Raw genomic sequence first — 24,153 nt, forward strand, 5'->3', positions numbered from 1 at the left:
TCGTGTCGGAGGCCGACGGTCACTTCTTGCCGTCCTCGTCCACGATCTCCGCGTCGACCACGTCGTCGCCGCCACCGGTGCCGCCGGCCTGCGGGCCGGTCGCACCGGTCGCGCCTGTCGCACCCGGGCCGGCTTCGCCGCCCGGCTGCTGGCCCTGCTCGGCCTGCTGGGCGTAGAGCAGCGAACCGGCCTGCTGGGAGACCTGCGCCAGCCGCTCGTGCGCCGACTTGATCTTCTCGATGTCCTGACCACCGAGGGCGCCGCGCAGCTCGCCGAGCGCCTCGTTGAGCTGCTCCCGGTTCTCGGTGGGCAGCTTGTCGCCGCTCTCGGCGAGGAACTTCTCGGTCTGCCACTGCAGCGCCTCGGCCACGTTGCGGGTCTCGGCGTCGTCGCGGCGACGCTTGTCCTCCTCCGCGTGCTCCTCGGCGTCCCGGCGCATCCGCTCGATGTCGTCCTTCGGCAGCGAGGAGCCGCCGGTGATCGTCATCTTCTGTTCCTTGCCGGTGCCCAGGTCCTTGGCGTGCACGTTGACGATGCCGTTGGCGTCGATGTCGAAGGCGACCTCGATCTGCGGCACGCCGCGCGGCGCCGGCGGAAGGCCGGTCAGCTCGAAGGTGCCGAGCTTCTTGTTGTAGGCCGCGATCTCCCGCTCACCCTGGAACACCTGGATGAGCACCGACGGCTGGTTGTCGTCAGCCGTGGTGAACACCTCGGAGCGCTTGGTCGGGATCGTGGTGTTGCGCTCGATCAGCTTGGTGAAGATGCCACCCTTGGTCTCGATGCCCAGGCTCAGCGGGGTCACGTCGAGCAGCAGGACGTCCTTGACCTCACCCTTGAGCACACCTGCCTGGAGGGCGGCGCCGACGGCGACCACCTCGTCCGGGTTGACGCCCTTGTTGGGGTCGCGGCCGGTGAGCTGCTTGACCAGGTCGGTCACGGCGGGCATCCGGGTCGAGCCACCGACGAGGATGACGTGCTCGACGTCCGAGATCTTGATCCCGGCGTCCTTGACGGCCTGCTCGAACGGGCCCTTGCAGCGGTCCAGCAGATCCTGCGTCATCCGCTGGAACTCGGCGCGGCTGAGCGTCACGTCGAGGTGCAGCGGGCCGGCGGAGCCGGCGGTGATGTACGGCAGGTTGATGTTGGTGGTGGTGGCGGCCGACAGCTCGATCTTGGCCTTCTCGGCGGCCTCACGGAGCCGCTGGAGGGCCATCTTGTCCTGACCGAGGTCGATGCCGTGCTCACCGCGGAACGTCTTGACCAGGTGGTCGATGATCCGCTGGTCCCAGTCGTCGCCGCCGAGGTGGTTGTCACCGCTTGTCGACTTGACCTCGATGACGCCCTCGGCCAGCTCCAGCAGCGACACGTCGAAGGTGCCGCCGCCGAGGTCGAAGACCAGGACGGTCTGCTCCTTGGAGCCCTTGTCCAGCCCGTACGCCAGGGCGGCCGCGGTCGGCTCGTTGACGATCCGCAGCACGTTGAAGCCGGCGATCTCACCGGCCTCCTTGGTGGCCTGGCGCTGGCTGTCGTTGAAGTAGGCCGGAACGGTGATCACCGCGTCGGTGATCTGCTCGCCCAGGTACGCCTCGGCGTCCCGCTTGAGCTTCATCAGGGTCCGGGCCGAGATCTCCTGCGGGGTGTACTTCTTGCCGTCGATGTCGACGGACCAGTTCGTGCCGACCTCGCGCTTGACCGAGCGGATCGTCCGGTCCGGGTTGGTCACCGCCTGGCGCTTGGCGACCTCACCGACGAGCACCTCGCCGTTGCGGGCGAACGCGACGATCGACGGGGTCGTCCGCGAGCCCTCAGCGTTGGCGATGACGGTGGGCTCACCGCCCTCGAGAACGCTGACGCAGGAGTTCGTCGTGCCGAGGTCGATACCGACCGCACGTGCCATCTTCGCTTCCTCACTTCGTAAGGTTGTGCAGGTGACGGGCACCGCCCGCGCTGCCTGGCGGGCACCGCCCGCAGCGGACCACACCACAAGTTGAGTGAACTTGACTCAATAGTGCCACGCCCCGGCGAATCGTCAAGTCGACTTGAGCCGACCCGACGCAACCCACCCGTTACTACCGTCCGGTTGTCTTCCCTTGCATCGGTCGGGCACGCTTTAGCGGTGACGACGCACGGCGATTCCGCCACCCGTTCCGGCGCGCCCGCCGTCGCCGCCCGCACCGGCCCGCCGGACGCCGCGGAGGAGCCGCCCGCCACCACCGGGGACGACAGCCTCCCCGGCGCGCTGACGGGTCTCCGGGCCGCGATCGGTGCCACCCGGTATCCCCTCGCGCTGCCCTCCGCCGGGTCCGCCCGGCACACCGCCGCCGCCCTCACCGACCAGCTCGACGACTACCTGCTGCCCCGGCTCGCCCGGCTCGACGCACCCCTGCTCGTGGTGGTCGGCGGCTCCACCGGCGCCGGCAAGTCGACACTGGTCAACAGCCTGGTCAAGGCCCGCGTCAGCGCCGCCGGTGTGCTCCGGCCCACCACCCGCTCCCCGGTGCTGGTCTGCAACCCGGCCGACGCGACCTGGTTCCGGCAGGGCGACCTGCTGCCCGGACTGACCCGCACCACCGAGCCGAGCGAAGATCCACGCGCGCTGCACCTGGTCACCGCCCCCGCCCTGCCACCCGGGTTGGCCTTCCTCGACGCACCTGACATCGACTCGGTGGTCGACGCCAACCGGGCGCTCGCCAGCCAGTTGCTTGCCGCCGCCGACCTCTGGCTCTTCGTCACCACCGCCGCCCGGTACGCCGACGCGGTGCCCTGGGAGCTGCTGCGCAGCGCCCGGGCGCGGGGCGCGGTCATCGCCATGGTGCTGGACCGGGTTCCGGCCGAGGCCACCGACGAGATCGCCGCGCACCTGGCCGAGATGCTGGAGGCGCAGGACCTCGGCAGGGCACCCCTGTTCGTCCTGCCCGAGACGTGGGTCGACGGCCAGGGGCTGCTGCCCGAGGGGGTCACCGCGCCGCTGGCCGACTGGTTCGCCCGGCTGGCCGCGGACGCCGACGCCCGGGCCGCTGTCGTCCGACAGACCCTGGACGGCGCGCTCGCCGCGCTGCACCCGGCCGTCGAGGAACTGGCCGACGCCGCCGACGAGCAGGTCGCCGCCGCCGACGGGCTGGACGAGCGGGTCCGGGCCGCGTACCGGGGCGCCGAACGGACCGTCGAGCAGGGCCTCCAGGACGGCCGGCTGCTGCGCGGTGAGGTGCTCGCCCGCTGGCAGGAGTTCGTCGGCACCGGCGAGCTGTTCCGCACCCTGGAGGCGCGCATCGGACGCCTGCGGGACCGGGTGGTGGCCGCCGTCACCGGCCGGCCGGCACCCTCCGCCGAGCTGCGCAACGCCATCGAGTCGCAGCTCGTCACCCTGCTGCGCGGGGTGGCGTCCGAGGCCGCCGAATCCGCGTACACGTCGTGGAAGGCGCACCCGGCCGGGGCCGCTCTGGTCGATCCGGCGCTCGCCCACCCGAGCGGTGACCTGCCCGAGCGGGCCGAACGGATGGTTCGCGACTGGCAACGAGGCGTGCTGGAGCTGGTCCGGGTCGAGGGCGGTGACAAGCGCTTCGTGGCGCGTACGGCCGCGTACGCGGTGAACGCCACAGGGCTGGCCGTGATGATCGCCGTGTTCGCGTCCACCGCGTTCATCCCGACCGGGCTGGAGGTGGCCACCGGTGCCGGCACCACGGTCGCCGCGCAGGCCGTACTCCAGGCGATCTTCGGTGACCAGGCGGTGCGCACCCTCGCCGCCAAGGCCCGTGGTGACCTGCTGGAACGGGTACGGACGCTGCTCGACGCGGAGGCCGACCGCTTCCTGAGCCGCACCGCCGAAGCCCGGCCCGACGCGGAGGCCGGCGACGGGTTGCGCCGCGCCGCCGGCCGGGTCGAGCTGGCCCGGCACCGCAGTGGCCTGGCCGCCGACGAGGAGGACTCCCGGTGAGCAACATCACCGGTCGGATCCGGGAGGCGTTCCGGAGTGACAAGCGCGTCGACCCCGACGTGCTGATCGCCCGCCTGGACGCCGTACGCCGGTTCCTGACCGCTGTGGACGGCCTGCTGCCGGACGCCGAACTGGTGCCCGCGCACACCCTTGTCGAACGCGCCGGCACCCGGCTCGCGCTGTCCCGCGACCACACGGTGGTCGCCCTCGCCGGTGCCACCGGCAGCGGCAAGTCCAGCCTGTTCAACGCGCTGGCCCAACTGGAACTGTCGCCGGTCGGTGTCCGCCGGCCGACCACGGGCGTCACCCACGCGTGCGTGTGGGGGCCGCTGGAGGGCGCGAACCGGCTGCTCGACTGGATCGGCGTACTGCCCCGGCACCGCTTCGTCAGGGAGAGCGCGCTCGACGCGGACGACGAGACCGCCCTGCACGGGCTGATCCTGCTCGACCTGCCCGACTTCGACTCGGTGCAGCGTTCCCACCGGCTGGAGGTGGACCGGCTGCTCGGCCTGGTCGACCAGGTGGTCTGGGTGGTCGACCCGCAGAAGTACGCCGACCGGGTCATCCACGACAGCTATCTGCGCGAGTTCCACAGGCACCGCGACGTCACACTTGTCGTGCTCAACCAGGCCGACCGGCTGCCCCCGTCCGAGCTGCCGAGGGTCCTGGACGACCTGCGCCGGCTGCTCGACTCCGACGGCCTGACCGGCGTACCGCTGCTGGCCACGACGGCCATCGACCCGGCCGGGATGGTCGGGCTGCGCAGCGCGCTGGAGCGGACGGTCGCCGAGCGGCAGGCCGCCCTGCGTCGGCTCGCCGGCGACGTCGACTCGGTGGTCGCCGGCCTGGACGAGCTGGTCGGGTCGGCGCGCCCGGCGGGCGGACCGGACGACGCGACAGTCGCCGGGTTGAACAGGGCACTGGCCGGCGCGGCCGGCGTACCTGCGGTGAGCGAGGCGGTGGAACGGGCGTACCGGCATCGGGCGGGCGCGGCGACCGGCTGGCCGCTGGTGCGGGGCTGGCGGCGGCTGCGGCCCGACCCGCTGCGCCGGCTGCACCTGCCCGGACCGAGCGGCGAGGCCGCCGATCCGGCGGCGGAGAGCCTGGTCGCGGCGACCTCGGTGCCGGATCCGACCGCCGCGCAGCGTTCCGCGTTGGGCCTGGCCGTCCGCGCGGTGGCCGATCGGGCCGCCGCCGGCCTGCCCGCGGCCTGGCCCGCAGCGGTCACCGCGGCCGCCCGGTCCCGCCACGACGACCTGCCGGACGCGTTGGACCGCGCGATCGCCGGCACCGACCTCGGCCTGGACCGTCGACCGCTCTGGTGGCGGATCGTCGGCGGCGTGCAGTGGCTGGTCACCCTGGCCGCCGTGGTCGGCCTGGGTTGGCTGGTCCTCGGGTACGCACTGCGGGTGCTCGGCCTGCCCGCGCTGGACAACCCGATGGTCGGCGAGGTGCCACTGCCCACCGTGCTGCTGCTCGGCGGCCTGCTGGCCGGGCTGCTGGTGGCGGCGCTCACCCGGCCGGTGGTGCGCTGGGCCGCCCAGCGGGCACGGGCCCGCGCCCGACAGCGGCTGACGGTGCGGGTCGCCCAGGTGGGCGAGGAGTACGTGCTCGCCCCGGTGCGGATCGTGCTCGCCTCGTACGCGCAGGCACGGGACGCGCTGCACGAGGCCGCCCGCCGCTGACGCACCCACGGCTCGCTACTGCTCTGCGTACCGGCGCAGCGGCGTAGGGTCGGAGTATGGCCACGCCTCAGACCCCCTACGACGCGGTGCTGCACGCCGCACGCGACGTGACCAAGCTGGAGTCCGCGCTCGACGCCGAGATGCTCGGCAGCGCCCTGCTGGGCAGCGTCTACGCGATCGCGGAAACCGACCGGGACACCGCCGTACGGGAGTTCGTCACCGGGTTCCTCGCCGCGACCGCCCGTCGTCGGGTGGCCTCGGCGACCACCATCCGGCAGGTCTTCGCCGCGCTCGTCCCCACCGCCGACGGCACCGAGCGGGTGCGCCCGGGCAGCCAGGCGCCCAGCTGGACGGGCCAGCTCGGCCGGGTGCACCTGACGGGCAGTTGGGCGTACGGCGACGTGTACGGCGACCAGACCTCCTACCTCGCCACCTTCGCCTACGACGACGCCTCCGGCGGCGCGGAGCACGCGCTCGTGGCTCTCGTGGACCACAACATCGGCATCACCAAGGACATCTTCGTCGGCGGGCCGGCGGAGCGGATCCTGGACCAGGTCCGGCAGATGTGCGCGGACGACGAGTTGACCTGGTTCCGTACCGAGGATCCGGCCCGCCTGCGCGGCGAGGTGGCCCGGCACCTGGCGGTCACCGACGAGCTGAGCGAGCTGCCCGGCGAGGGCTCCCTCGCCACCGATCGGGCGCTTGTCGGCGCCCGGTTGGCGCTGCTGCCCACCGCCGCAGACCCGACCGGCCCGGCCGAGGTAGAGCCGCTGACCGCCGCCGAACGCACCGACCTGGTGCGGCGGTTCCTGGCCGCGCCGGAGGCCGCCCGGTTCGGGCTGGACACCGTCGACGGCCCGGAACTGGCCTCGCTGCACTTCTGCCTGAGCCTGCTGCTGGACCACTCGGCGAGCTTCCCGGACGCCGACCCGATGCGGTGGAGCCCGGCGGTGTCCGGGCTCTTCCTGCTCGACTGGGTGCACCGCCGCGCGGTACTGGACATGGACGACGCGGCGATGCTGCCCCGGGTGCTGCGCGCCTGGGCCCGGTACGCGTCGCGCCAGCGGGGCCTGCCCGAGGCGGCCGCGACACGGACCGACGAGGCGATCGAGGAGATGGTGCCGGAGTTCGCGCGGCTCTACTCGACAGGTGAACGGCGCAGCCCGGCCACGGCGGCGGTGGCGCAGTTGATGGCCGACGGGGTGGACCCGGACGACCCGGCCGCGTTGGATGCCTGGATCGAGGCGAACCGGCACCGCCTCGCCGACGACGGCGCCTGAGCGTTTCCCGGGCGGACGGCTACCTCGCCGGCCGCCCGGGCCGCATCCCCGACTCGGACATCCGAGCCGCCCGGGGGCCTGGGCGCGTGTCGAGCCCGCTCACCGCAGCAGGCCGAAGACCACGCCGGCGATCAGCGCGCCGATCGTCCCGCCGACCAGCACCTGCGGCACGGTGTGGTCCCGCAGCCGCACCCGGGACCAGCCGACGACGGCCAGCAGCGGCGCGGCGAAGAGCAGTCGGCCGCCGAAGATCAGCGCCAGGATGACGAGCGTGCCGGCGGCGACCGCCGAGTGGATCGACATCTTCCACCAGTGGCTGACCGTGACGGTCACGACGAGGCCGATCAACCCGGCGACCGCGAGCGCCAGCACCGGACGCGGACCGTCGAGCACGGTGAGCAGCGCGAGCCCCGCCGTCACCGAGCCGAGGCCGATCAGCAGGGGCACCCTGCGCTGCTCCCGACGGCCGAGGTGGTGGTCGGTGAGCCGGCCACGTCGTACGCCTCCGACGATGTAGGCGAACGGGATCCCGGTGACGAAGAGTGTGGCGAGCAGGCCCCAGGCCAGGCCGTGACCGGTACGCCGGGTGCTGTGCCAGCTCACCGTGAAGATCAGCAGTGACACCAGCACGGCCGGAGCGGTCAGCTCGGTGACGAGCCGGGCGACCCGCAGCCCCGGGCCGGGTCGGGTGACCGGGCGGAGTTCCCCACCGCCGCCCACGCCACCCCCTGCGGTACGCGCCTACCCCCGAACAGCGCCGGCACCGGACGGGCCGCGCCTGATCGTCACCGTACCGCCGGGGACACCGTGGGGTACGTCGGTCCGGCGAGCGGCGAGGGGGTCACCGAGCGCGTCGGCGGGCAGCCGGGTGACGTCACGGCGGTCGGGGCGGGTCGGCTGGCCGGTGGGGGCGTCGGCGACGTGTCGGGTGTCGTGGCCGGCTCGGACACGGTGGCGCTCGGCGCCGGTGTCGTGGCCGGTGTGGACAGGGTGGTGGTCGGGACGGCCGTCGCGGTCGACGAGACGGTGTCGGTGGGCGTCGGACCGGCTGTCGTCGTTGGTGTCGGCGTCGGGCCCGGCGGAGCGGTCCGCGTGGGCGTCGGCGTCGGGCTGGCGGGCGGCGGGGGCACGGCCGGTCGGGTGCTCCGGGTGGGCCCCGGCACAGGTGGCAGCTCACGGTCGACGTGCACCGGGTCGACGGCTCCCGGTCGCTCCGCCGTACGCCTGGGTGCTGCGGGCAGCCAACCGGGCGTCGCGGTCGGGCCGGCGCTGGGCGTGCCGAGCGGAGGTGGCGGCGGCTGGCTGGCCATCGGGGGCGGGAGCAGCACCGGCCCGACCGAGGGCGTCGGGATGAACGGGGTGCTGCTGTCCGGCAGGGCGGTGCTGCCCGGGGTGGCCGAGCCGGCGCTGATCGCGGCGAGGATGGGCATCGACGCGGTGCCGGCCAGCAGTGCCACGGTGAGCAGGTAGCCCCGGGAGGGACCGCCCATGCCGGGAGCCCGGTGCACGCCGACCACCCGCCGGTAGCCTCCGGCCGACCGGTGCCGGCCGAACGCGGGTGTGCCGGGACCGTCACCTGGCTCGTACACCGCACACCCCTTGTCGTCGGCCGTCGCGGGACGCGGATGGACGTCACCGGCGGCAGAACCCGGCAATTGACCCGATCGACGTGATCTGGCGGTAATCAGCCTCGCCCAGTCACCCTCCGTCAGCCAACCTCCACCGCGTGTCGACACGCGATGCTGTCCGAACGGTGACGAATCATCGCCGGAACACCCGGTGGACGCGAGAGAGCACGATGGCGACAAAGGACATCAAACGGTGGACGGTCGGAATGCGGGGCGGGCGTACTGTGGGCCCGCTCACCTGCTCTGCGAATATGGAGCACGACGGCAACGCAGCCGTGACCTCCGCGCACCCTCGCGGCAGGCGCGGTTGAGTGCCGGCGCTCCCGAACCGGATTCGGCCAGAATCCGGCTCACGCCGTGCGGCAACCCCCACCGGGGCTAGGCGCGGCCGCCAGGAACCGGTCCGGCAGCAGCCGGGCAGGCGCACGAGTTGCGCGGCCGGGTGACCCCCCGGTGCCGACGCAGACACGACAGGGAGAGACCGATGGCAAAGGGCGACCCCGGGGGCACCACCCGCGGCAGGCGGGCTGCACCCCGCTCCAGGAAGGGCACGGCCGGCGACCCCGCGCTGGTACAGCTGCTCACCCCCGACGGCGAGCGGATCGACAGCGCCACCGGGCCGGACGGCACCGAGTACCGCGTCGACTTCACCGACGAGGAATACCGCGGTCTCTACCGCGACCTGGTGCTGGTCCGGAAGCTGGACGCCGAGGCGACCGCACTCCAACGCCAGGGAGAGCTGGGCCTCTGGGCCAGCCTGCTCGGCCAGGAAGCCGCACAGGTCGGCTCCGGCCGGGCGCTGCGTACCCAGGACATGGCCTTCCCGACCTATCGGGAGCACGGCGTCCTCTACTGCCGGGGCATCGACCCGATCATGCCGCTCGGCCTGTTCCGCGGCGTCGACCAGGGCGGCTGGGACCCGAACGAGTTCAAGTTCAACATGTACACGATCGTCATCGGCGCGCAGACCCTGCACGCCACCGGCTACGCGATGGGGATCACCATCGACGGCAAGACCGGCACCGACGACGGCGAGGCCGCGATCGCCTACTTCGGCGACGGCGCCACCAGCCAGGGCGACGTGAACGAGGCGTTCGTCTGGGCGAGCGTGTTCAACGCGCCGCTCGTCTTCTTCTGCCAGAACAACCAGTACGCGATCTCCGAGCCGCTGGAGCGGCAGACCCGCGTCCCGCTCTACCAGCGGGCCGCCGGCTTCGGCTTCCCCGGCGTACGGGTGGACGGCAACGACGTGCTGGCGTCGTACGCGGTCACCCGCACCGCGCTGGACAACGCCCGGCACGGGCAGGGCCCGAGCCTGATCGAGGCGTACACCTACCGGATGGGTGCGCACACCACCTCCGACGACCCGACCCGCTACCGGATCGCCAGCGAGGTCGAGGCGTGGCAGGCCAAGGATCCGATCGCCCGGGTCAAGGCCTTCCTGGAGAAGCAGCAGATCGCCGACGCGGACTTCTTCGCCGAGGTCGACGAGCAGGCCCGCCGCGAGTCGGTGCACCTGCGTGAGCGGGTGCTCGAGATGCCGAACCCGGAGCCGGTGACGATGTTCGACCACGTCTACCCCAACGGGTCTCCGCTGCTCGACGAGCAGCGCGCGCAGTTCAGCAGGTACATGGAGTCGTTCGAGGGGAGCGCCCACTGATGGCCACGGAGACGCTCACCATCGGCAAGGCCCTCAACACCGGTCTGCGCCGCGCCCTGGAGAACGACCCGAAGGTCGTCATCATGGGCGAGGACGTCGGCAAGCTCGGCGGCGTCTTCCGGATCACCGACGGTCTCCAGAAGGACTTCGGCGACCAGCGGGTGATCGACACCCCGCTTGCCGAGTCCGGCATCATCGGCACCGCTGTCGGCCTGGCGATCCGCGGCTACCGGCCGGTCTGCGAGATCCAGTTCGACGGCTTCGTCTACCCCGCGTACGACCAGATCGTGTCGCAGGTGGCGAAGATGCACTACCGCTCGGGCGGCAAGCTCAACATCCCCATGGTGATCCGGATCCCGTTCGGCGGCGGCATCGGCGCCGTCGAGCACCACTCCGAGTCGCCGGAGGCGTACTTCGCCCACACCGCCGGCCTGAAGGTGGTGACCTGCGCCAACCCGCAGGACGCGTACGTGATGATCCAGCAGGCCATCGCCTCGGACGACCCGATCGTCTTCCTGGAGCCCAAGCGGCGCTACTGGGAGAAGGGGCCTGTCGACCTGGACGCGCCGCTGTCCGACGCGTACCCGCTGCACTCGGCCCGGGTGGTGCGGCCCGGCACCGACGTGACGGTGCTGGCGTACGGCCCGATGGTGCGGACGTGCCTGGACGCGGCGACCGCCGCCGCCGAGGACGGCCGGGAGCTGGAGGTCATCGACCTGCGCTCGCTCTCCCCGTTGGACCTGACGGCGGCGTACGAGTCGGTGAAGCGCACCGGCCGCGCCGTCGTGGTGCACGAGGCGCCGTCGAACATCGGTCTCGGCGCCGAACTGGCCGCGCGGATCACCGAGGAGTGCTTCTACTCCCTGGAGTCGCCGGTGCTGCGCGTGACCGGCTTCGACATCCCCTACCCGGCCGCCCGGGTGGAGGAGGAGTTCCTGCCCGACCTCGACCGGGTGCTCGACGCCGTCGACCGCACCTACGGCTGGTGAGCGGCATGTCCCGGATCAAGACGTTCAACCTGCCCGACCTGGGCGAGGGGCTGACCGAGGGCGAGATCCTGACCTGGCTGGTCAAGGTCGGCGACACCATCGAGCTGAACCAGCCGATCGTCGAGGTCGAGACGGCCAAGGCGGCTGTGGAGATCCCGGCGAAGTGGGCCGGGCAGGTGCAGGCGATCCACCACCCGGAGGGGACGACTGTCGAGGTCGGTACGCCGATCATCGCCATCGACACCGACCCGGGTGCCGGACCGCTGGACGTGCCGTCGACCACTGCGACGCCCGGCGATGACCTGCCCACCCCGTCGGCGGCTTCGCTGGCGGCGGTGGAGCTGGCACCGGCCGAGGGCATGGTCGAGCCGGGTCTGATCGGCGGTCCCGCCCCTGGTGGGCGGACGGCGGTCCTGGTGGGCTACGGCCCGCGTACCACCGCCGCGAAGCGCCGCCCCCGCAGGGGCGGTGTTCCGGCGCAGCCCGCGGCCGTGGCGGCGCCCGCGCCGGTCCTGCCTGTCGCACAGCCGACCGTCCCGCCCGCGCCCGCGTCGAACGGGCAGCGTGCCGCGCTGGTGCTGGCCAAGCCGCCGGTGCGCAAGCTCGCCAAGGACCTCGGGGTCGACCTGGGGACGCTGACCGGGTCGGGGCCGCTGGGCTCGATCACCCGGGAGGACGTGCAGCAGGCGGCGAACGGGACCGTGGCGGCTGCCGAGCCGGTCGCCGTCACGTCGACGGCGACCAGCGCCGCGAGCTTCGGCGCCGACCGCGAGCAGCGCATCCCGGTCAAGGGGGTACGCAAGCTGACCGCCGAGAACATGTCCCGCTCGGCGTTCACCGCCCCGCACGTGACGGAGTTCCTGACCGTCGACGTGACCCGGGCGATGAAGGCCCTGGACCGGCTGCGCGGCCGGCGGGAGTGGCGGGACGTGCGGGTGTCGCCGCTGCTGCTGGTGGCGAAGGCGGTGCTCCTGGCGGTCAAGCGTCACCCGATGGTCAACTCGACCTGGGCGGGCGACGAGATCGTGGTCAAGGAGTACGTCAACCTTGGCATCGCGGCGGCCACCGAGCGTGGGCTGATCGTGCCGAACGTCAAGGACGCCGGGCGGCTCTCGCTGCGGGAGCTGGCGGACGCGTTGAACGACCTGGTGCAGACGGCGAAGTCGGGCCGTACGTCTCCGGCGGACATGTCCGGCGGCACCCTGACCATCACCAACGTCGGTGTGTTCGGGGTGGACACCGGCACGCCGATCCTCCCGCCCGGTGAGTCGGCGATCCTGGCCTTCGGCGCGGTGCGGGAGATGCCCTGGGTGCACAAGGGCAAGGTCAAGGCCCGCCAGGTCACCACGCTGGGGCTGAGCTTCGACCACCGGATCATCGACGGTGAGCTGGGGTCGAAGTTCCTGCGCGACATCGGGGACTTCCTCGCCGACCCCGAGGCGGCGCTGCTCGCCTGGACCTGACCGTCCGGATCACCAGCCACGGCCGGTGTGCCACGGGTTAACGCCCGGCACACCGGCCGTGTCCGTTGGGCGACGGAAACGTCGGTTGGGGTGCCCGTTGACCTTCGATTGTTAGGCAAGTGTCTCAGCTCACCTAATAATCGATGGAAGTTGGAGGCGTTCTGCTGTTGAATAGAGGCATCAGGGGCCGACAACCGAATAAGCCAGGGGGACCCACCAATGAGCATGATCGAGCGAATCCGCAACCACCGCGACGCCACCCGCCGCGCCCGTGCCATCCAGCACGCGCTGCGCTCGGCGAACACGCCGGCCGTTCGCGAGGAACTCCTCGTCATCGCCCAGCGTCACATGAGCTGACGCTCCACGACATTCCTCACCTCCTCCAGATCGATGGCCCACCCGGCCCACCGGGTGGGCCATCGGCGTATCGCCGCCACGTGGCACCGGGATTCCGCCCCGTCGCCACGCCCGGTACGGTGGGCTTCGGTCGCCGCCCGCCGACCCCCACCGGCCGAGTCGATAGAAGCTGCTCGACACCACTCGGCAACACGGAGTGACGGGCGGTGCTCCTTGGACACCCCGTGCTGCCACCCGATACGGTGCGGGGAGCCGGCACGCCGGTGACGCCGGCAGCCATGCCGAGGAGACCGATCGGCACCGGCGGCCGACATGTGATGGAGGAGGCGCACCCATGACGTCCGAGGGCCCGCACCGTCCCGGCCAGGAGCCGGACGAGGTGTCACCGGGCGCCGGCGGACCGGCGCCGTACGGCGACCGCCCGGCGCAGCCGGACAACGGCTACAGCGCCGCCGGCCCCGACCTGGGTTGGGCGCCACCCCCGCCGGCGCAGCCGAACCAGGGCACCCCGGCCTGGGCCAACCAGCCCGAGCAGCAGCCGAACCCCGCCTGGGGTGCCGCCGCCGCGCCGCAGCCCGCCGAGCCGGCACAGCCCGCCTGGGCCACCGGCGGTGGCGCGAGCGAGCCGCAGCAGTCCGGCGCCTGGGCCGGCAACAACCCCACCCCCGACAGCCCGCAGCAGCCCGCCCAGTGGGCCGCGCCGCAGCAGGGCTGGACGCCGCCCGAGCAGACCGCGCCCACCTGGGCCGCCGGCGCCGCCGAGCAGCCCGACTGGGCGCAGGCCCAGCCGACCACCAGGGGCGCCGCGCAGGTCCCGCCGGCCACCACCGCCTGGCCCGCACAGGAGGACCCGTCCCGTTCCGGTGGCTGGGGCACTCCCGCGCAGGTCAGCCCGGCCGCCGGCGACTGGCGCGGCGACGAGCAGCAGCCCGAAGCGGCGCAGTCCGGTGGCTGGCCCGCAGGGGCGGGCCAGCAGGACCAGCCATCGTGGACTCCGGCGGAGCAGTCGCCCCCGTCGTGGGGCCAGCCCTCCCAGCCGGCCGAGCAGCAGGCCCCCGCGTGGGGGCAGGCCGAGCCGGCCGCCGCGCGCGGCGCCGCCCAGGTGCCGGCACCGTCGACGAACTGGCCGGGCCAGGACGACCCGGCCCGCTCCGGCGGCTGGGCCGCGCAGCAGCAGGCCCAGCCCGCCAACTGGGGCGACAACGCCGACGCGCAGCAGGACGAGCCCCAGCAGCCGGCCGCCTGGGGTGGCCAGGCCGAGGCGCGTCCGCAGCAGCCCGACTGGGTGCTCGCACAGCAGGACCAGCAGGCCGGACGTCCCCAGGCCGAGCAGCAGGCCGGCGGCGGCTGGACCCCGCCGGAGCAGCCCGGCCTTCCGGCCCGGGCCAGCGCCAGCGTGCCCGGCAACGACGGCACGCCCGGTTGGGCAGCCGCTCCGGACAATCCGGCCCCGCAGAGCGGTGGCGGCTCGGCGGAGATCCAGCCGTGGGCGCCCGGCGAGGTGTGGGGCCGCGCCGAGGCGGAAGCCTCCGCCCAGTCCCGCGGCGGCTGGGAGGCGGACCAGCGCGACGACTCGCCCATCTACCAGCCCGCGCCCGCGCCGGGCATCTCGCCCGCCAACGCCGTACCGCTGCCGCCGCAGGAGCAGCGCGTGCCGGGTGCCAGCCTGGCCGCCGCCCCGCCCGCCGACTTCGTGCCGCAGAACCAGTACGCCCCGATCCCCGAACAGCCCGCGTACGCCGAGCGGGAGACGCCGGAGGCGGCCGCACACTACGAGGCGGAGCCGGCCGGTTGGGGTCGCGCCGAGGAGGCTCCCGCGAGCGGTGCCGTGGTGCCCGCCCCGCGTACCTCCCCCGAGTCGGGTCGCGCGGTCGTACCGGCGCCGGAGGCCGAGTCGGCGGCCGGCGCGGTCGGCCGGGCCTCGGCGAGCGCCTCGGTGCCGCTGGCCAGCCGGGTGATGCCCCCGACGGACCAGGCGATGCGGCCGTCCGGCACGCCCGCACCCCAGCCACGGGTGTACGGCCGTCCCGCCGCGCCCGAGCCGGCGAACGAGCCGGAGCAGGACGCCTTCCCGGCCGAGCAGGCCTCCGAGCGTCCGGGCGCACCGGACTGGCAGAACCCGCCGGCCGCCCCCGACTGGCAGAACGGCTCGGAGCGCCAGGGCGCGCCGGACTGGCAGCAGGGTCCGGACCGGCAGGCCGCCCCGGGTTGGGGTGGCGAGCCCACGCCGGACCCGCGCTTCGACGACCGGGACCGGCCGTCGACGCCGAACGGGTTCGGTGAGGCTCCGTCCGCACCTCCGGCGTTCCCACCTGGTGTGCCGTCCTTCGTCGACGCGCCGGGTAACAACCGACAGGTGAACGGGGTCCGGCCGCAGGCCGGCGCCGAGCGACCGGCCGACCGGTTCGGCAGCGCCGCAGCACCGGCCGCCGGCGCCGCCACCGTCAACGGGGCGCCGGGCTTCGGCGGTCCGCCGTTCGGTGGCCCCAGCGCCGACCAGGCACCGAGTGCCGGCTTCCCGCCAGCGTTCCCGCCGGCAGCCCAGCCGTCCGCGCCGTCCTCCTGGGGTCAGGAGCAGGAGCAGGGCCGCTTCGACGCGTTCAAGCCGGACGCCGAGGAGCCGAAGGTCGAAGCGCCGACGCCGAAGGTCCGCAACGGCCGGGTGCTGGCCGCCGTGCTGATCGCCGCGGTGCTCATCCTGGCGGTGCCGCTCGGCCTGCTGATGCTGCTCGGCAAGTTCGGCGGCGGCGACGAAGCGCCGGCGTTCGACCCGGCGGTCGGCACCTGCGTGAAGAAGTCCGGTGACGGCGCCTCGGCGGCGGACTGCGGCGAGGCGGGCGCGTTCACCATCGTCTCGAAGGTGGACGCGAAGGAGAAGTGCACCGACACGACTCAGCCGTACGTGGTGCTGCCCGGCGACGGCGCCAACCGGGTGCTCTGCCTCAAGCCGGCGACCCCGTAGACACACGGTGAAGGCGGGGCCACGGACGTCCGTGGCCCCGCCTTCGTCGTACGCCGAGCGGGTGGCGGTGATCAGGTGACGGGTCACGGCGGCCGGGCAGGTGGGGCGTGGCAGGCTGACAGGTATGGGAACGACAGCGCGTGTACGTGCGCCGGAGCTACGCGGCCGGGGATGGCTCAACACAGGCGGCCAGGACCTGAGCCTGCAGGACCTGCGCGGCAAGATCGTCCTGGCGGATTTCTGGAAGTCCTAGAAGAAGCTTGTAACTCATCCGCCGAGGGCCTAGCGTCCTCGCCATGTCCCACCACGAACACCTCGCTGATCTATACCTACGCCTGTCCCTCGACCGTGAGGGAAAGACGGCAATCGAACGCCAAGAGGCCGACTGCCGGGCCTGGGCCGTACGCGCCGGGTTAGAGGTCCGCAGCGTTCACATCGACCGGGGCCGGTCCGGCTTTAAGGCCGTCGACCGCGCCGGGTTCGACGCCGCCGTATCTGCCCTCACGACCGGCACCGTCGGGACGCTGGTCGTGTGGAAGGTTGACCGCCTGTCCCGGCGTGGCATGGGCCAGGTCGGTCAGGTCCTCGACGATGTCGAGAAGGTCGGCGGGAGGATCGTCTTCGTACAGGACGGCCTCGACACGTCGCACTCTCAGGCCCGGCTCGTGCTCGCCCTCCTGTCCGAGGTCGCCCGCAGCGAATCCGCGAACATCGGCCTTCGCGTCGCCAGCGCGAAGGCCCACCTTCGCACTCTCGGCCGGTGGATCGGGGGACAGCCGCCGTACGGCCTGGCCGTCGGCGAGGACGGTCGGCTAGACCACGACCCGCGCACCGCGCCGACCGCCCGCGAGATCGCCGACCGGGCCCTGTCCGGCGAGCCGCTGGTGAGGATCGCGCGCGACCTCAACGCCCGGGAGATCCCCGCGCCGCGGGGCGGTAGCTGGGCCGTCGGGACGCTGTCTACTCTGCTCAAGTCCCCCGCGTTCGCCGGGCTACTCCCGGAGACCATCAAGCGCGACGGGAAGTACACGGCGAAGGTCGTCCCGTGGCGCGACCCGGAGACCGGCGAGGCCGTCGAGGTCGGCCAAGGGATCATCACGCCGGCCGAGCAACTACAGGCCGTTCGCCTCCTCGAACAGCGGACCGCCGCCGACAAGTCGGGCCGCTCCAGGGGGGTCCGCGCGCAGGTCGCCCACCTCCTAACCGGGTACCTGCGCTGCGGGGGCTGCGCCGGCCGCATGTCCGCCGCCGGTCAGTCGTACGTCTGCCAGGCCCGCCGCCTCGGCCGCCCGTGTCCGGCGCACACCACGGCGATGATCCCCGCCGTCGACCGCGCCGTGGTCGACGGCTTCATAAACCGACTCGCCGCGACCGAGCCGGGCGACCCACTGCTAGACGCCGTCGCCGAACGATGGGTCGCCCGCCACGACCCCGCCGTGATCCGCGAGCGCGCCACCATCACAGCCGCCCTGGACGACGCTAACGCCGCCCTGGTCGACCTCGAAGACGCCCGATACCTGCGCGGCGAGTTCGTCGGCCCCGAGGCGATCCAGCGCTGGACCCGTTTACACGAACGCCTGACCGCCCGCGTCGCCGGGCTGCGTCGCAACCTCGCCGAGTTCCCGTTGCCCGAGGCCGACATCAGCCCGCTACTTGATCCGGTTCTAGCTCGCGAAGCTTGGGACGCCGCGACTCTGCCCGACCGGCGCGACCTTCTCGGCCTGGCCCTGAACGCCGTAACGATCACGCCCGCCGGGGGCCGCCGGGGCTACAGATTCGACCCCGCCGCGCGTCTGCGCTTCACCTGGGCCGACGAGCCCGAGCCTGTGCCCGCCGACGCCTGAGACCAGCCACCACAACTGCATCAGACAGGCCCCGGCCGAGCGATTCCGCCGCCGACCAGGGCCCTAACGAACCCCAGGAGGTTCGCTGTGTTCAACCCTACTGACCCCCGCGTCTACATCGCTGCTCCCGCCGAGGCCGCCGACGGGCTCGCCGCCGCCGTGGCCGCCCTGTTGGACGCCGGCTACCTGGTCGTCACCGCGACCGACGCTGATCCGACCGACGCTGACGACCTCGTCGCCCTGGTCGCCGACGACATGGACGCCGCCCGCGCGGCTGACGTCGTCGTGACCCTGCCCGGGGCCGAGGACTTCCCCGAACCCGTCTACGCCGCGCTTCACGGCGTGCCGGTCGTGACCCTGGCAGACGTTCCGGCCTACCTGCGTAGCCTGCCCGCCGCATGAACCGCACCAAACGCGCCGAGGGCGCGTTGCTGGTCCTGATCCTGCTCGTCGTCGGCGCTGCGGCCGGCTGGGCCAGCTTTAGTCATGTACACGCGTGGACCATGGCGAATAGCCCTGACGGAACGCGCCCGGTGAACGGCTCTGGTCACATGGCCGGCGAGTTCCGGGAGCCCGCCGAGCCGTACGCCCCGCCGGCCGGCGTCGAGGTCCCCGCCGACTTCACCGCCGCGCTGGACGAGTACGACGCAAAGCGGGCCGCGTGGGTCGCGGCCGTGGACGCCGTGGACGATTACCGCGATCAGGCTCGCGACTCCCGCGCGAAGCGCGACGCCGCGATCAGTGCGGCGGGCCGCGCAGCCGCCCAGGGCAAGCCCCGGCCGAAGATCCCGGCGGCGATCAGCGAGGCGGACGAGGCTGTCGAAGTCGCGATCCTGTCCCGCGTGGTCGACGCCCGTCAGGCTGAGGCGACCGCCGCCGCGAAGCGGGCCGACAAGCTGACCGCCGGCTACGCCACCGGCTGGGCCGCCGAGGTGATCGACCGCTTCGGGCCTGCGCTCGACGCGGCATCCGCCGCCACCCAGGCCGCCTACGAGGCTGCCGGGCGGGCCGAAGGAATCCTGAACCAGGCTGCGCATTTTCGGTCTCTCGCCTTGGCGGCCGACCTCGAACGGGCCGGCGTGCGGGTCACCGAAGCTCGACGGGCAGGCATTCTCTCGGACCTTCTGGACGCGTCGAAGACGCAGCTCTACCGCAGCGCCGAGGCGCGACACGGGAGCCCGTCGATCTTCTGAACGAGGTTCACCAGGCGCTCGGCAGACTGCGCCAGTGTGATCCCGGAACGGTTCCGTCCGCCGACATGCTGAACATGCCCGGCGGAATGGAGGTCACCCGGGACATCTGGCGGGCCCTCTTCGACGCGGCTACCCCGGCCCGTAAGCAAGCGTTCCGGAACCGGCACGCGAGCGGCTACCCGCTGCACTTCGAGCGAGAGCGCTGACCAGCACCACCCGCGCGAGGGCCCTGGGGATCGACCCGGGGCCCTCGGCCGTACCCGCCCCGCCTAGCCCTCCCCGTGCCGGGCCTACCCCGCAGGGTGCCCGCCCATGTGGGCCGACCCCGGCGGCCCCTTGCCATGGGATCGCCTCGGCGTCTTCGGTCGTCGCTCGCGAGACCGGACGAGAGAGCCGTGACCGAGCGTGATCCCTAGAAGGGATGGGGGAGTGCCCCCTTCGATGCCTCCCCTCACCGAAGCGGCGTAGCGCCTCCCGGTCTGTACGGGCAGAGAGATCGCATTCGGAAGGGTTACGGACGGCTTGTCGCCATGTTCGGTAGCCTGCCCTCGGCCGTGGCACCGCGGGTGTCCTAAGTGTCCATTTCCTCAAAGTCTGGTAAGCGATCCCCGCGCTTCACGAACGGCCACCCCCGGATGGTGCTCCACCCGAGACGCACTGAGCCCTCAGCGAGAGGCATCGGTCTCGTACAGGCCTGCCTCAACGTCATCGCATGCTAGTGGTGGGCCGTTAAGGGACCGCTGCGCCCGGAGGGAGGCTAGCGTTAACTCATGGTTCAATGTGCGCGTGTCGATGGGAACCGAAACTGCCCTCAGATCCCCGGCCGTCCACCTTGTGGCGGATCTTGGACAGCCGAGCACAGAATCGCTAGGAAGTTACTTCGACGCTCTGGGTGAGGTCTGGCTATTCGCCGCGAGCGTCGGCGCAGGCAGCCGCTCCACAACTCTTCGGTACCGAGCTGGCGACGAATTGCGGGTACATCGACTCAGGCTTGAAAGCCCGCTCGATGCGGTCCTCGGAACCATCGTGGCCAACTCGGCACCGGCGGCTTGGGCGATTAGTGGTTTGATCGTCTTCGAGCGGATCTTGACGAAGATCATGGAATGGCAAACGCACCGCATGGACCTTCGTGAGCGCGAGGCACGTCTTGAATCCGACAACCTGATCAACGGTCCGACCGAGGAAGAGGCCTACGGCATCCTGCAAGGGTCAGTCGACGAGACGGCACCCCCTCGTGTCCTCCGCACCCGCTCCCCCTTGTCGCGGTCTTTTCCCTCGGACGGGCTGCTGTCTACGAGGCGGGCGGTGGTCAGGATCGGCGAAGAGCCCATCATTACTGTCGAGCTACTGGAGGACGAATAGGTAGCCCTGTAGGTCGCGGCGGCAGCCTCCTGCGGCAGGACGCCGAGGCCCGGCTTCGCAGCGTCGGCCACTCCCGCGCCGGGCCCTAACGTCCGAAAGATGGGCCTAGATGCCGCTGCTTGTTCAGCGCCAGGGCTACAGCAACCGCCTCGTCGACCGAGTCTTCGTGCACCCAGGTCTTCTCGGCTATGTGGGTCCTGAGGTGGCTGTTCAACTCCAGCGAATCCGTCGATGCACCATAGTGCGGCCAGCCACCGTAAGTGATGATCCCGTGCGCGGTCACCGCCCACTGCGGAGGGCATAGTTGCCAAATTGGCCGCCGCTCGGGATCAGTCTGGGCAACGGCCAGCGCCTCGTTCAAACCTTCGAAGAGGGCCTTCACATCTAGCTGATGACCTGTCGCGTTGCGCTGCAGGACGCGGCCCAGCTTGACTAGCACAGTCTCAACGTCTTCATCCTCGCCCCAAGGGACCACGTCCAACGGGGTGCCGTCGTATGCCTCTGCCGTGAACGTGATGTCCTCTTCACCCCGGAAGTAGTCGGGCTTTTCGTCGTACCCGACCTGAACGAAGAGCCGCCATTCTTCAGACACACAAACACGCGGCCCGCGCTGCTGCGAGATCAGACCCAGCTCGCTGGCGCGCCGAAGTGCTAGCAGGACTGCGTCCCGTGAAGGCGTGCTTCCAAGAGCGTCGAAGGCTGCGGCGTCGGCCTGGCTCTCTTGCACGAGCCGCGCGGTCACCGACGCAGCGACATCATCGATGCGCCGCTCTACGTCCTGCTCGAAGGTCTCGACCCGATCCGTCAACGCCTGAACGCTGGACTGCGTCTCCGAGCTAACCTGCTCGATGCGCTCGTCCAAGCGCTTGGTCAGTAGGTACACAGGAGCGATCAGGATCACGGACGCGCCGATGTTGACCAGGACGCCGGCTATCCAGTCGCCAAGACCGTCTGACGTCAGAGCGAAGGCAGCGAGCAACGTTCCGATGCCCGTGATGGTCGGGATGCTTACCCAAAGAGAACGGCGACTTGGCCACTTGAGACGCACCATGTGATTCTGCGCCGGCGGGTCAACTTCACGCGGAGCGCCCCTCTCAGTGGCCGGAACCCGGGCCAGTATCCGGCGGGAGACTTGTTTTTAGGTGACGGGGGCTCCCGTCGGACAGTGGAGCCCCCGTCACGGGTAGAGGAACCGCCTGGGGTCCTCGACCGAACCGTCAGTACCAGTGACCGGCTATGAGCAGAACCAGGTACGCGATCTTCAACGCAGTCTCGATGACTCGTCCGACCCCGTCGACTCTTCGTAGTGCCTGATCTTGACCTGCCCTTTCCCGTCGCCGCACTCTCGGTTTGCGCATGGAGCGCATTTCGGATTCCTCTCGGGCCGCCGCCTCCCATCAAGGGATTTGACGAACCCGGACCGGCGCTAGCTTCCGGTCCGCCGCCTGGGGCTACGGCGGGAGGAGGTTCCTACCCCACGAACGAGCGTATCGATGGGGTGCAAGCTGGTTCTGTCATGCCTGGTTGGGGTTATGGAGCGAGGGCTATGTGGGGTGCCTTCGGGACGAGTTGTGTCTCCGCACGGGCACCGACAGGAAGAAACGCGCGTACAGGTCGACCACCGGCACCGCAGGAAGATCATTCACGGCAATCACGAACTGACTTGCGAGATAGGTCGCCGCCGCCAATGAGTCTCCAGCCGCGAGCGTGATCCGGGCGTCGGGGCATGGGTATGGCTATTACACTCCTCGCAGACCCACGCCCAACGCTGCGGCCGGTGGCCGGTCACCAGTGCCGCCCGGCGTTGGCTCGGTACGCCTGACTTTGCGTCAGGCAAGGCGCGAGTAAGCCGCGAAGCGGCGGGAGCGCAACGAGGGCGACGCGGGCGAGAAAGCCCACGGCCAGTTGTCATCCGGGTCACGACGACCGACCCGGCGCGGCGTGGCAGGCTGACGATATGGCAACCGCACCCCGCGTCCGTGCGCCCGAACTCCGGGGCAGGCAGTGGCTCAACACAGGTGGACAAAACCTGACATTGCAGGACCTTCGAGGTCGTTGCGTCATTTTAGATTTCTGGACCTTCTGCTGCATCAACTGTCTGCACGTGCTCGACGAGCTCCGCCCGCTTGAGGAGAAGTACGGCGACGTGCTCGTCGTGATCGGCGTGCACTCGCCGAAGTTCGAGCACGAGAAGGACGCCGACGCGCTGGCCGCCGCCGTCGAGCGGTACGGGGTGCACCACCCGGTCCTCGACGATCCTGAGATGGACATGTGGCAGCAGTACGCGGCCCGGGCCTGGCCGACGCTGTCGGTGATCGACCCCGAGGGTTACGTGGTGGCCACGATGGCCGGCGAGGGGCACGCCGAGGGGCTGGCCCGCCTGATCGACGAGCTGATCGCCACCCACGAGGCCAAGGGCACGCTGCACCGGGGTGACGGCCCGTACGTGCCGCCGCCCGCGCCGGACACCACGCTGCGCTTCCCGGGCAAGGCTGTGGTGCTGCCGGACGGCAATCTGGTGGTCTCGGACTCGGCGCGGCACTCGCTTGTCGAGCTGGCCCCGGACGGCGAGTCGCTGGTGCGCCGGATCGGCTCGGGCGAGCGGGGTCGGGCCGACGGGCCGGTCGGCGCGGCGTCCTTCTCCGAGCCGCAGGGCCTCTGCGTGCTGCCCACGCACGTCGCCGAGGTGGCCGGCTACGACCTGGTCGTCGCCGACACGGTCAACCACCTGCTGCGCGGCGTACGCCTGGAGACCGGCGAGGTGGTGACCGTGGCCGGCAGCGGTAGGCAGTGGCGCGCGTCGGTCGACGACCACGCGCACGACGCGCTGGCCGTTGACCTCTCCTCCCCGTGGGACCTGGCCTGGTACGACGACAAGCTGATCATCGCGATGGCGGGCATCCACCAGCTCTGGTGGTTCGACCCGATCAAGCGGACCGCCGGCATGTACGCGGGCACGACTGTGGAGGCGCTGCGCGACGGCCCGCTGGCCGAGGCGTGGATGGCGCAGCCGTCGGGGCTCTCCGTCTCGGCTGACGGCGTCCGGCTGTGGATCGCCGACAGCGAGACGAGCGCGGTGCGGTACATCGAGAACGGGGTGATGGGCACCGCCGTCGGGCAGGGCCTGTTCGACTTCGGGCACGTGGACGGGCCGGCGGAGTCGGCGCTGCTCCAGCATCCGCTGGGGGTGTGCGCGCTTCCTGACGGTTCGGTGCTGATCGCCGACACGTACAACGGTGCGGTGCGTCGGTTCGACCCGACCACCAACCAGGTGTCCACCGTCGCCGACGGGCTGGCCGAGCCGAGCGACCTGGTGCTGACGCCTGCCGGTGAGGTGCTGGTGGTGGAGTCCGCGGCGCACCGGCTGACCCGTCTCGCCCCGGGCGCGCTGTCCGCGGCGGGTGCCAGCACTGTGGACGGACCCCGGCACCGTACCGAGCGCAAGCCCACCGACATCGCGTCCGGCGAGGTCACCCTGGACATCGTCTTCACGCCCGCGCCCGGGCAGAAGCTCGACGAGACGTACGGGCCGTCGACGCGGCTTGTGGTTTCCGCGTCGCCGCCGGAGCTGCTGGTGGAGGGTGCCGGCACGGGCACCGAGCTGTCCCGCCGGCTGGTGCTCAACGGCGAGGTCTCCGGCGGGGTGCTCCAGGTGACAGCGCAGGCGGCGACCTGCGACGCGGACGTCGAACACGCGGCCTGCCACCTGACCCGGCAGGACTGGGGCGTACCGGTGCGGGTGGTCGACGGGGCGGCGGAACGGCTTCCGCTGGTGCTGCGGGGTCTGGACGCGTAG

The 24,153-nt window shown here is 71.9% G+C and carries 19 protein-coding genes; 16 read left to right on the plus strand and 3 right to left on the minus strand.

Annotated features, from left to right (window positions below; genetic code table 11):
- Positions 1–19: 19 nt before the first annotated feature.
- Entirely contained in the window at positions 20–1,897 is a 1,878-nt protein-coding gene (gene dnaK, locus ACZ6N8_RS06030) for a molecular chaperone DnaK (protein WP_364369846.1), read from the minus strand.
- 219 nt (positions 1,898–2,116) lie between these two features.
- On the opposite strand from dnaK, the gene ACZ6N8_RS06035 reads away from it, so the two are divergent.
- The 3 genes from ACZ6N8_RS06035 to ACZ6N8_RS06045 are packed head-to-tail and all read left to right on the plus strand — an operon-like array spanning position 2,117 to position 6,899.
- The gene (locus ACZ6N8_RS06035; protein WP_466007888.1) at positions 2,117–3,934 is read left to right on the plus strand and encodes an ABC transporter; all 1,818 of its coding nucleotides are present in this window, start codon (positions 2,117–2,119) and stop codon (positions 3,932–3,934) included.
- On the plus strand, positions 3,931–5,619 hold the full coding sequence (locus tag ACZ6N8_RS06040; protein ID WP_466007889.1) for a GTPase: 1,689 nt from the start codon (positions 3,931–3,933) through the stop codon (positions 5,617–5,619). The genes ACZ6N8_RS06035 and ACZ6N8_RS06040 overlap by 4 nt, the downstream gene beginning before the upstream one ends.
- Positions 5,620–5,675: 56 nt before the next feature.
- Positions 5,676–6,899 carry a hypothetical protein gene (locus ACZ6N8_RS06045; protein ID WP_466007891.1) on the plus strand — a complete coding sequence of 408 codons (1,224 nt, stop codon included), beginning with the start codon at positions 5,676–5,678 and terminating at the stop codon, positions 6,897–6,899.
- A gap of 99 nt (positions 6,900–6,998) precedes the next feature.
- Here ACZ6N8_RS06045 and ACZ6N8_RS06050 read toward each other — a convergent pair whose 3' ends face one another.
- Positions 6,999–7,619 (minus strand): phosphatase PAP2 family protein, encoded by a 621-nt coding sequence (locus tag ACZ6N8_RS06050; RefSeq protein ID WP_466007893.1) that lies wholly within the window; start codon positions 7,617–7,619, stop codon positions 6,999–7,001.
- A gap of 87 nt (positions 7,620–7,706) precedes the next feature.
- Between ACZ6N8_RS06050 and ACZ6N8_RS06055 the strand changes: the two genes are divergently transcribed.
- The 12 genes from ACZ6N8_RS06055 to ACZ6N8_RS06110 all read left to right on the plus strand — a co-directional run bounded on the left by ACZ6N8_RS06055 (position 7,707) and on the right by ACZ6N8_RS06110 (position 20,357).
- On the plus strand, positions 7,707–8,369 hold the full coding sequence (locus ACZ6N8_RS06055) for a hypothetical protein (protein WP_466007895.1): 663 nt from the start codon (positions 7,707–7,709) through the stop codon (positions 8,367–8,369).
- A 642-nt stretch (positions 8,370–9,011) separates the two neighbouring features.
- Positions 9,012–10,187, plus strand: coding sequence for a pyruvate dehydrogenase (acetyl-transferring) E1 component subunit alpha (pdhA, locus tag ACZ6N8_RS06060; RefSeq protein WP_466007897.1), 1,176 nt, complete (start codon positions 9,012–9,014; stop codon positions 10,185–10,187).
- The gene (locus ACZ6N8_RS06065) at positions 10,187–11,176 is read left to right on the plus strand and encodes an alpha-ketoacid dehydrogenase subunit beta (RefSeq protein WP_364369866.1); all 990 of its coding nucleotides are present in this window, start codon (positions 10,187–10,189) and stop codon (positions 11,174–11,176) included. The genes pdhA and ACZ6N8_RS06065 overlap by 1 nt, the downstream gene beginning before the upstream one ends.
- 5 nt (positions 11,177–11,181) lie before the next feature.
- Entirely contained in the window at positions 11,182–12,639 is a 1,458-nt protein-coding gene (locus tag ACZ6N8_RS06070) for a dihydrolipoamide acetyltransferase family protein (RefSeq protein ID WP_466008328.1), read from the plus strand.
- A gap of 219 nt (positions 12,640–12,858) precedes the next feature.
- A complete protein-coding gene (locus ACZ6N8_RS06075; protein WP_167517372.1) occupies positions 12,859–12,996 on the plus strand; it encodes a hypothetical protein in 138 nt (45 codons plus the stop codon).
- A 334-nt stretch (positions 12,997–13,330) separates the two neighbouring features.
- Positions 13,331–15,958, plus strand: a complete 2,628-nt coding sequence (locus tag ACZ6N8_RS06080; RefSeq protein ID WP_466007899.1) for an LppU/SCO3897 family protein — start codon at positions 13,331–13,333, stop codon at positions 15,956–15,958.
- A 124-nt stretch (positions 15,959–16,082) separates the two neighbouring features.
- The gene (locus ACZ6N8_RS06085; RefSeq protein ID WP_466008356.1) at positions 16,083–16,211 is read left to right on the plus strand and encodes a hypothetical protein; all 129 of its coding nucleotides are present in this window, start codon (positions 16,083–16,085) and stop codon (positions 16,209–16,211) included.
- Positions 16,212–16,254: 43 nt separating this feature from the next.
- Positions 16,255–17,802 (plus strand): recombinase family protein, encoded by a 1,548-nt coding sequence (locus ACZ6N8_RS06090; protein WP_466007901.1) that lies wholly within the window; start codon positions 16,255–16,257, stop codon positions 17,800–17,802.
- Positions 17,803–17,889: 87 nt separating this feature from the next.
- Positions 17,890–18,204, plus strand: a complete 315-nt coding sequence (locus ACZ6N8_RS06095) for a hypothetical protein (RefSeq protein WP_466007902.1) — start codon at positions 17,890–17,892, stop codon at positions 18,202–18,204.
- Positions 18,201–18,995 carry a hypothetical protein gene (locus ACZ6N8_RS06100; RefSeq protein ID WP_466007904.1) on the plus strand — a complete coding sequence of 265 codons (795 nt, stop codon included), beginning with the start codon at positions 18,201–18,203 and terminating at the stop codon, positions 18,993–18,995. The genes ACZ6N8_RS06095 and ACZ6N8_RS06100 overlap by 4 nt, the downstream gene beginning before the upstream one ends.
- A gap of 65 nt (positions 18,996–19,060) precedes the next feature.
- Positions 19,061–19,201, plus strand: a complete 141-nt coding sequence (locus ACZ6N8_RS06105; protein WP_466007906.1) for a hypothetical protein — start codon at positions 19,061–19,063, stop codon at positions 19,199–19,201.
- A 580-nt stretch (positions 19,202–19,781) separates the two neighbouring features.
- Positions 19,782–20,357 carry a hypothetical protein gene (locus tag ACZ6N8_RS06110; protein ID WP_466007908.1) on the plus strand — a complete coding sequence of 192 codons (576 nt, stop codon included), beginning with the start codon at positions 19,782–19,784 and terminating at the stop codon, positions 20,355–20,357.
- Positions 20,358–20,442: 85 nt separating this feature from the next.
- On the opposite strand, the gene ACZ6N8_RS06115 is transcribed toward ACZ6N8_RS06110, so the two are convergent.
- Positions 20,443–21,405, minus strand: a complete 963-nt coding sequence (locus ACZ6N8_RS06115) for a hypothetical protein (RefSeq protein WP_466007910.1) — start codon at positions 21,403–21,405, stop codon at positions 20,443–20,445.
- 909 nt (positions 21,406–22,314) lie between these two features.
- Between ACZ6N8_RS06115 and ACZ6N8_RS06120 the strand changes: the two genes are divergently transcribed.
- The gene (locus ACZ6N8_RS06120) at positions 22,315–24,153 is read left to right on the plus strand and encodes an NHL domain-containing thioredoxin family protein (protein ID WP_466007912.1); all 1,839 of its coding nucleotides are present in this window, start codon (positions 22,315–22,317) and stop codon (positions 24,151–24,153) included.

The sequence above is a fragment of the Micromonospora sp. NPDC047521 genome, from assembly GCF_055587305.1.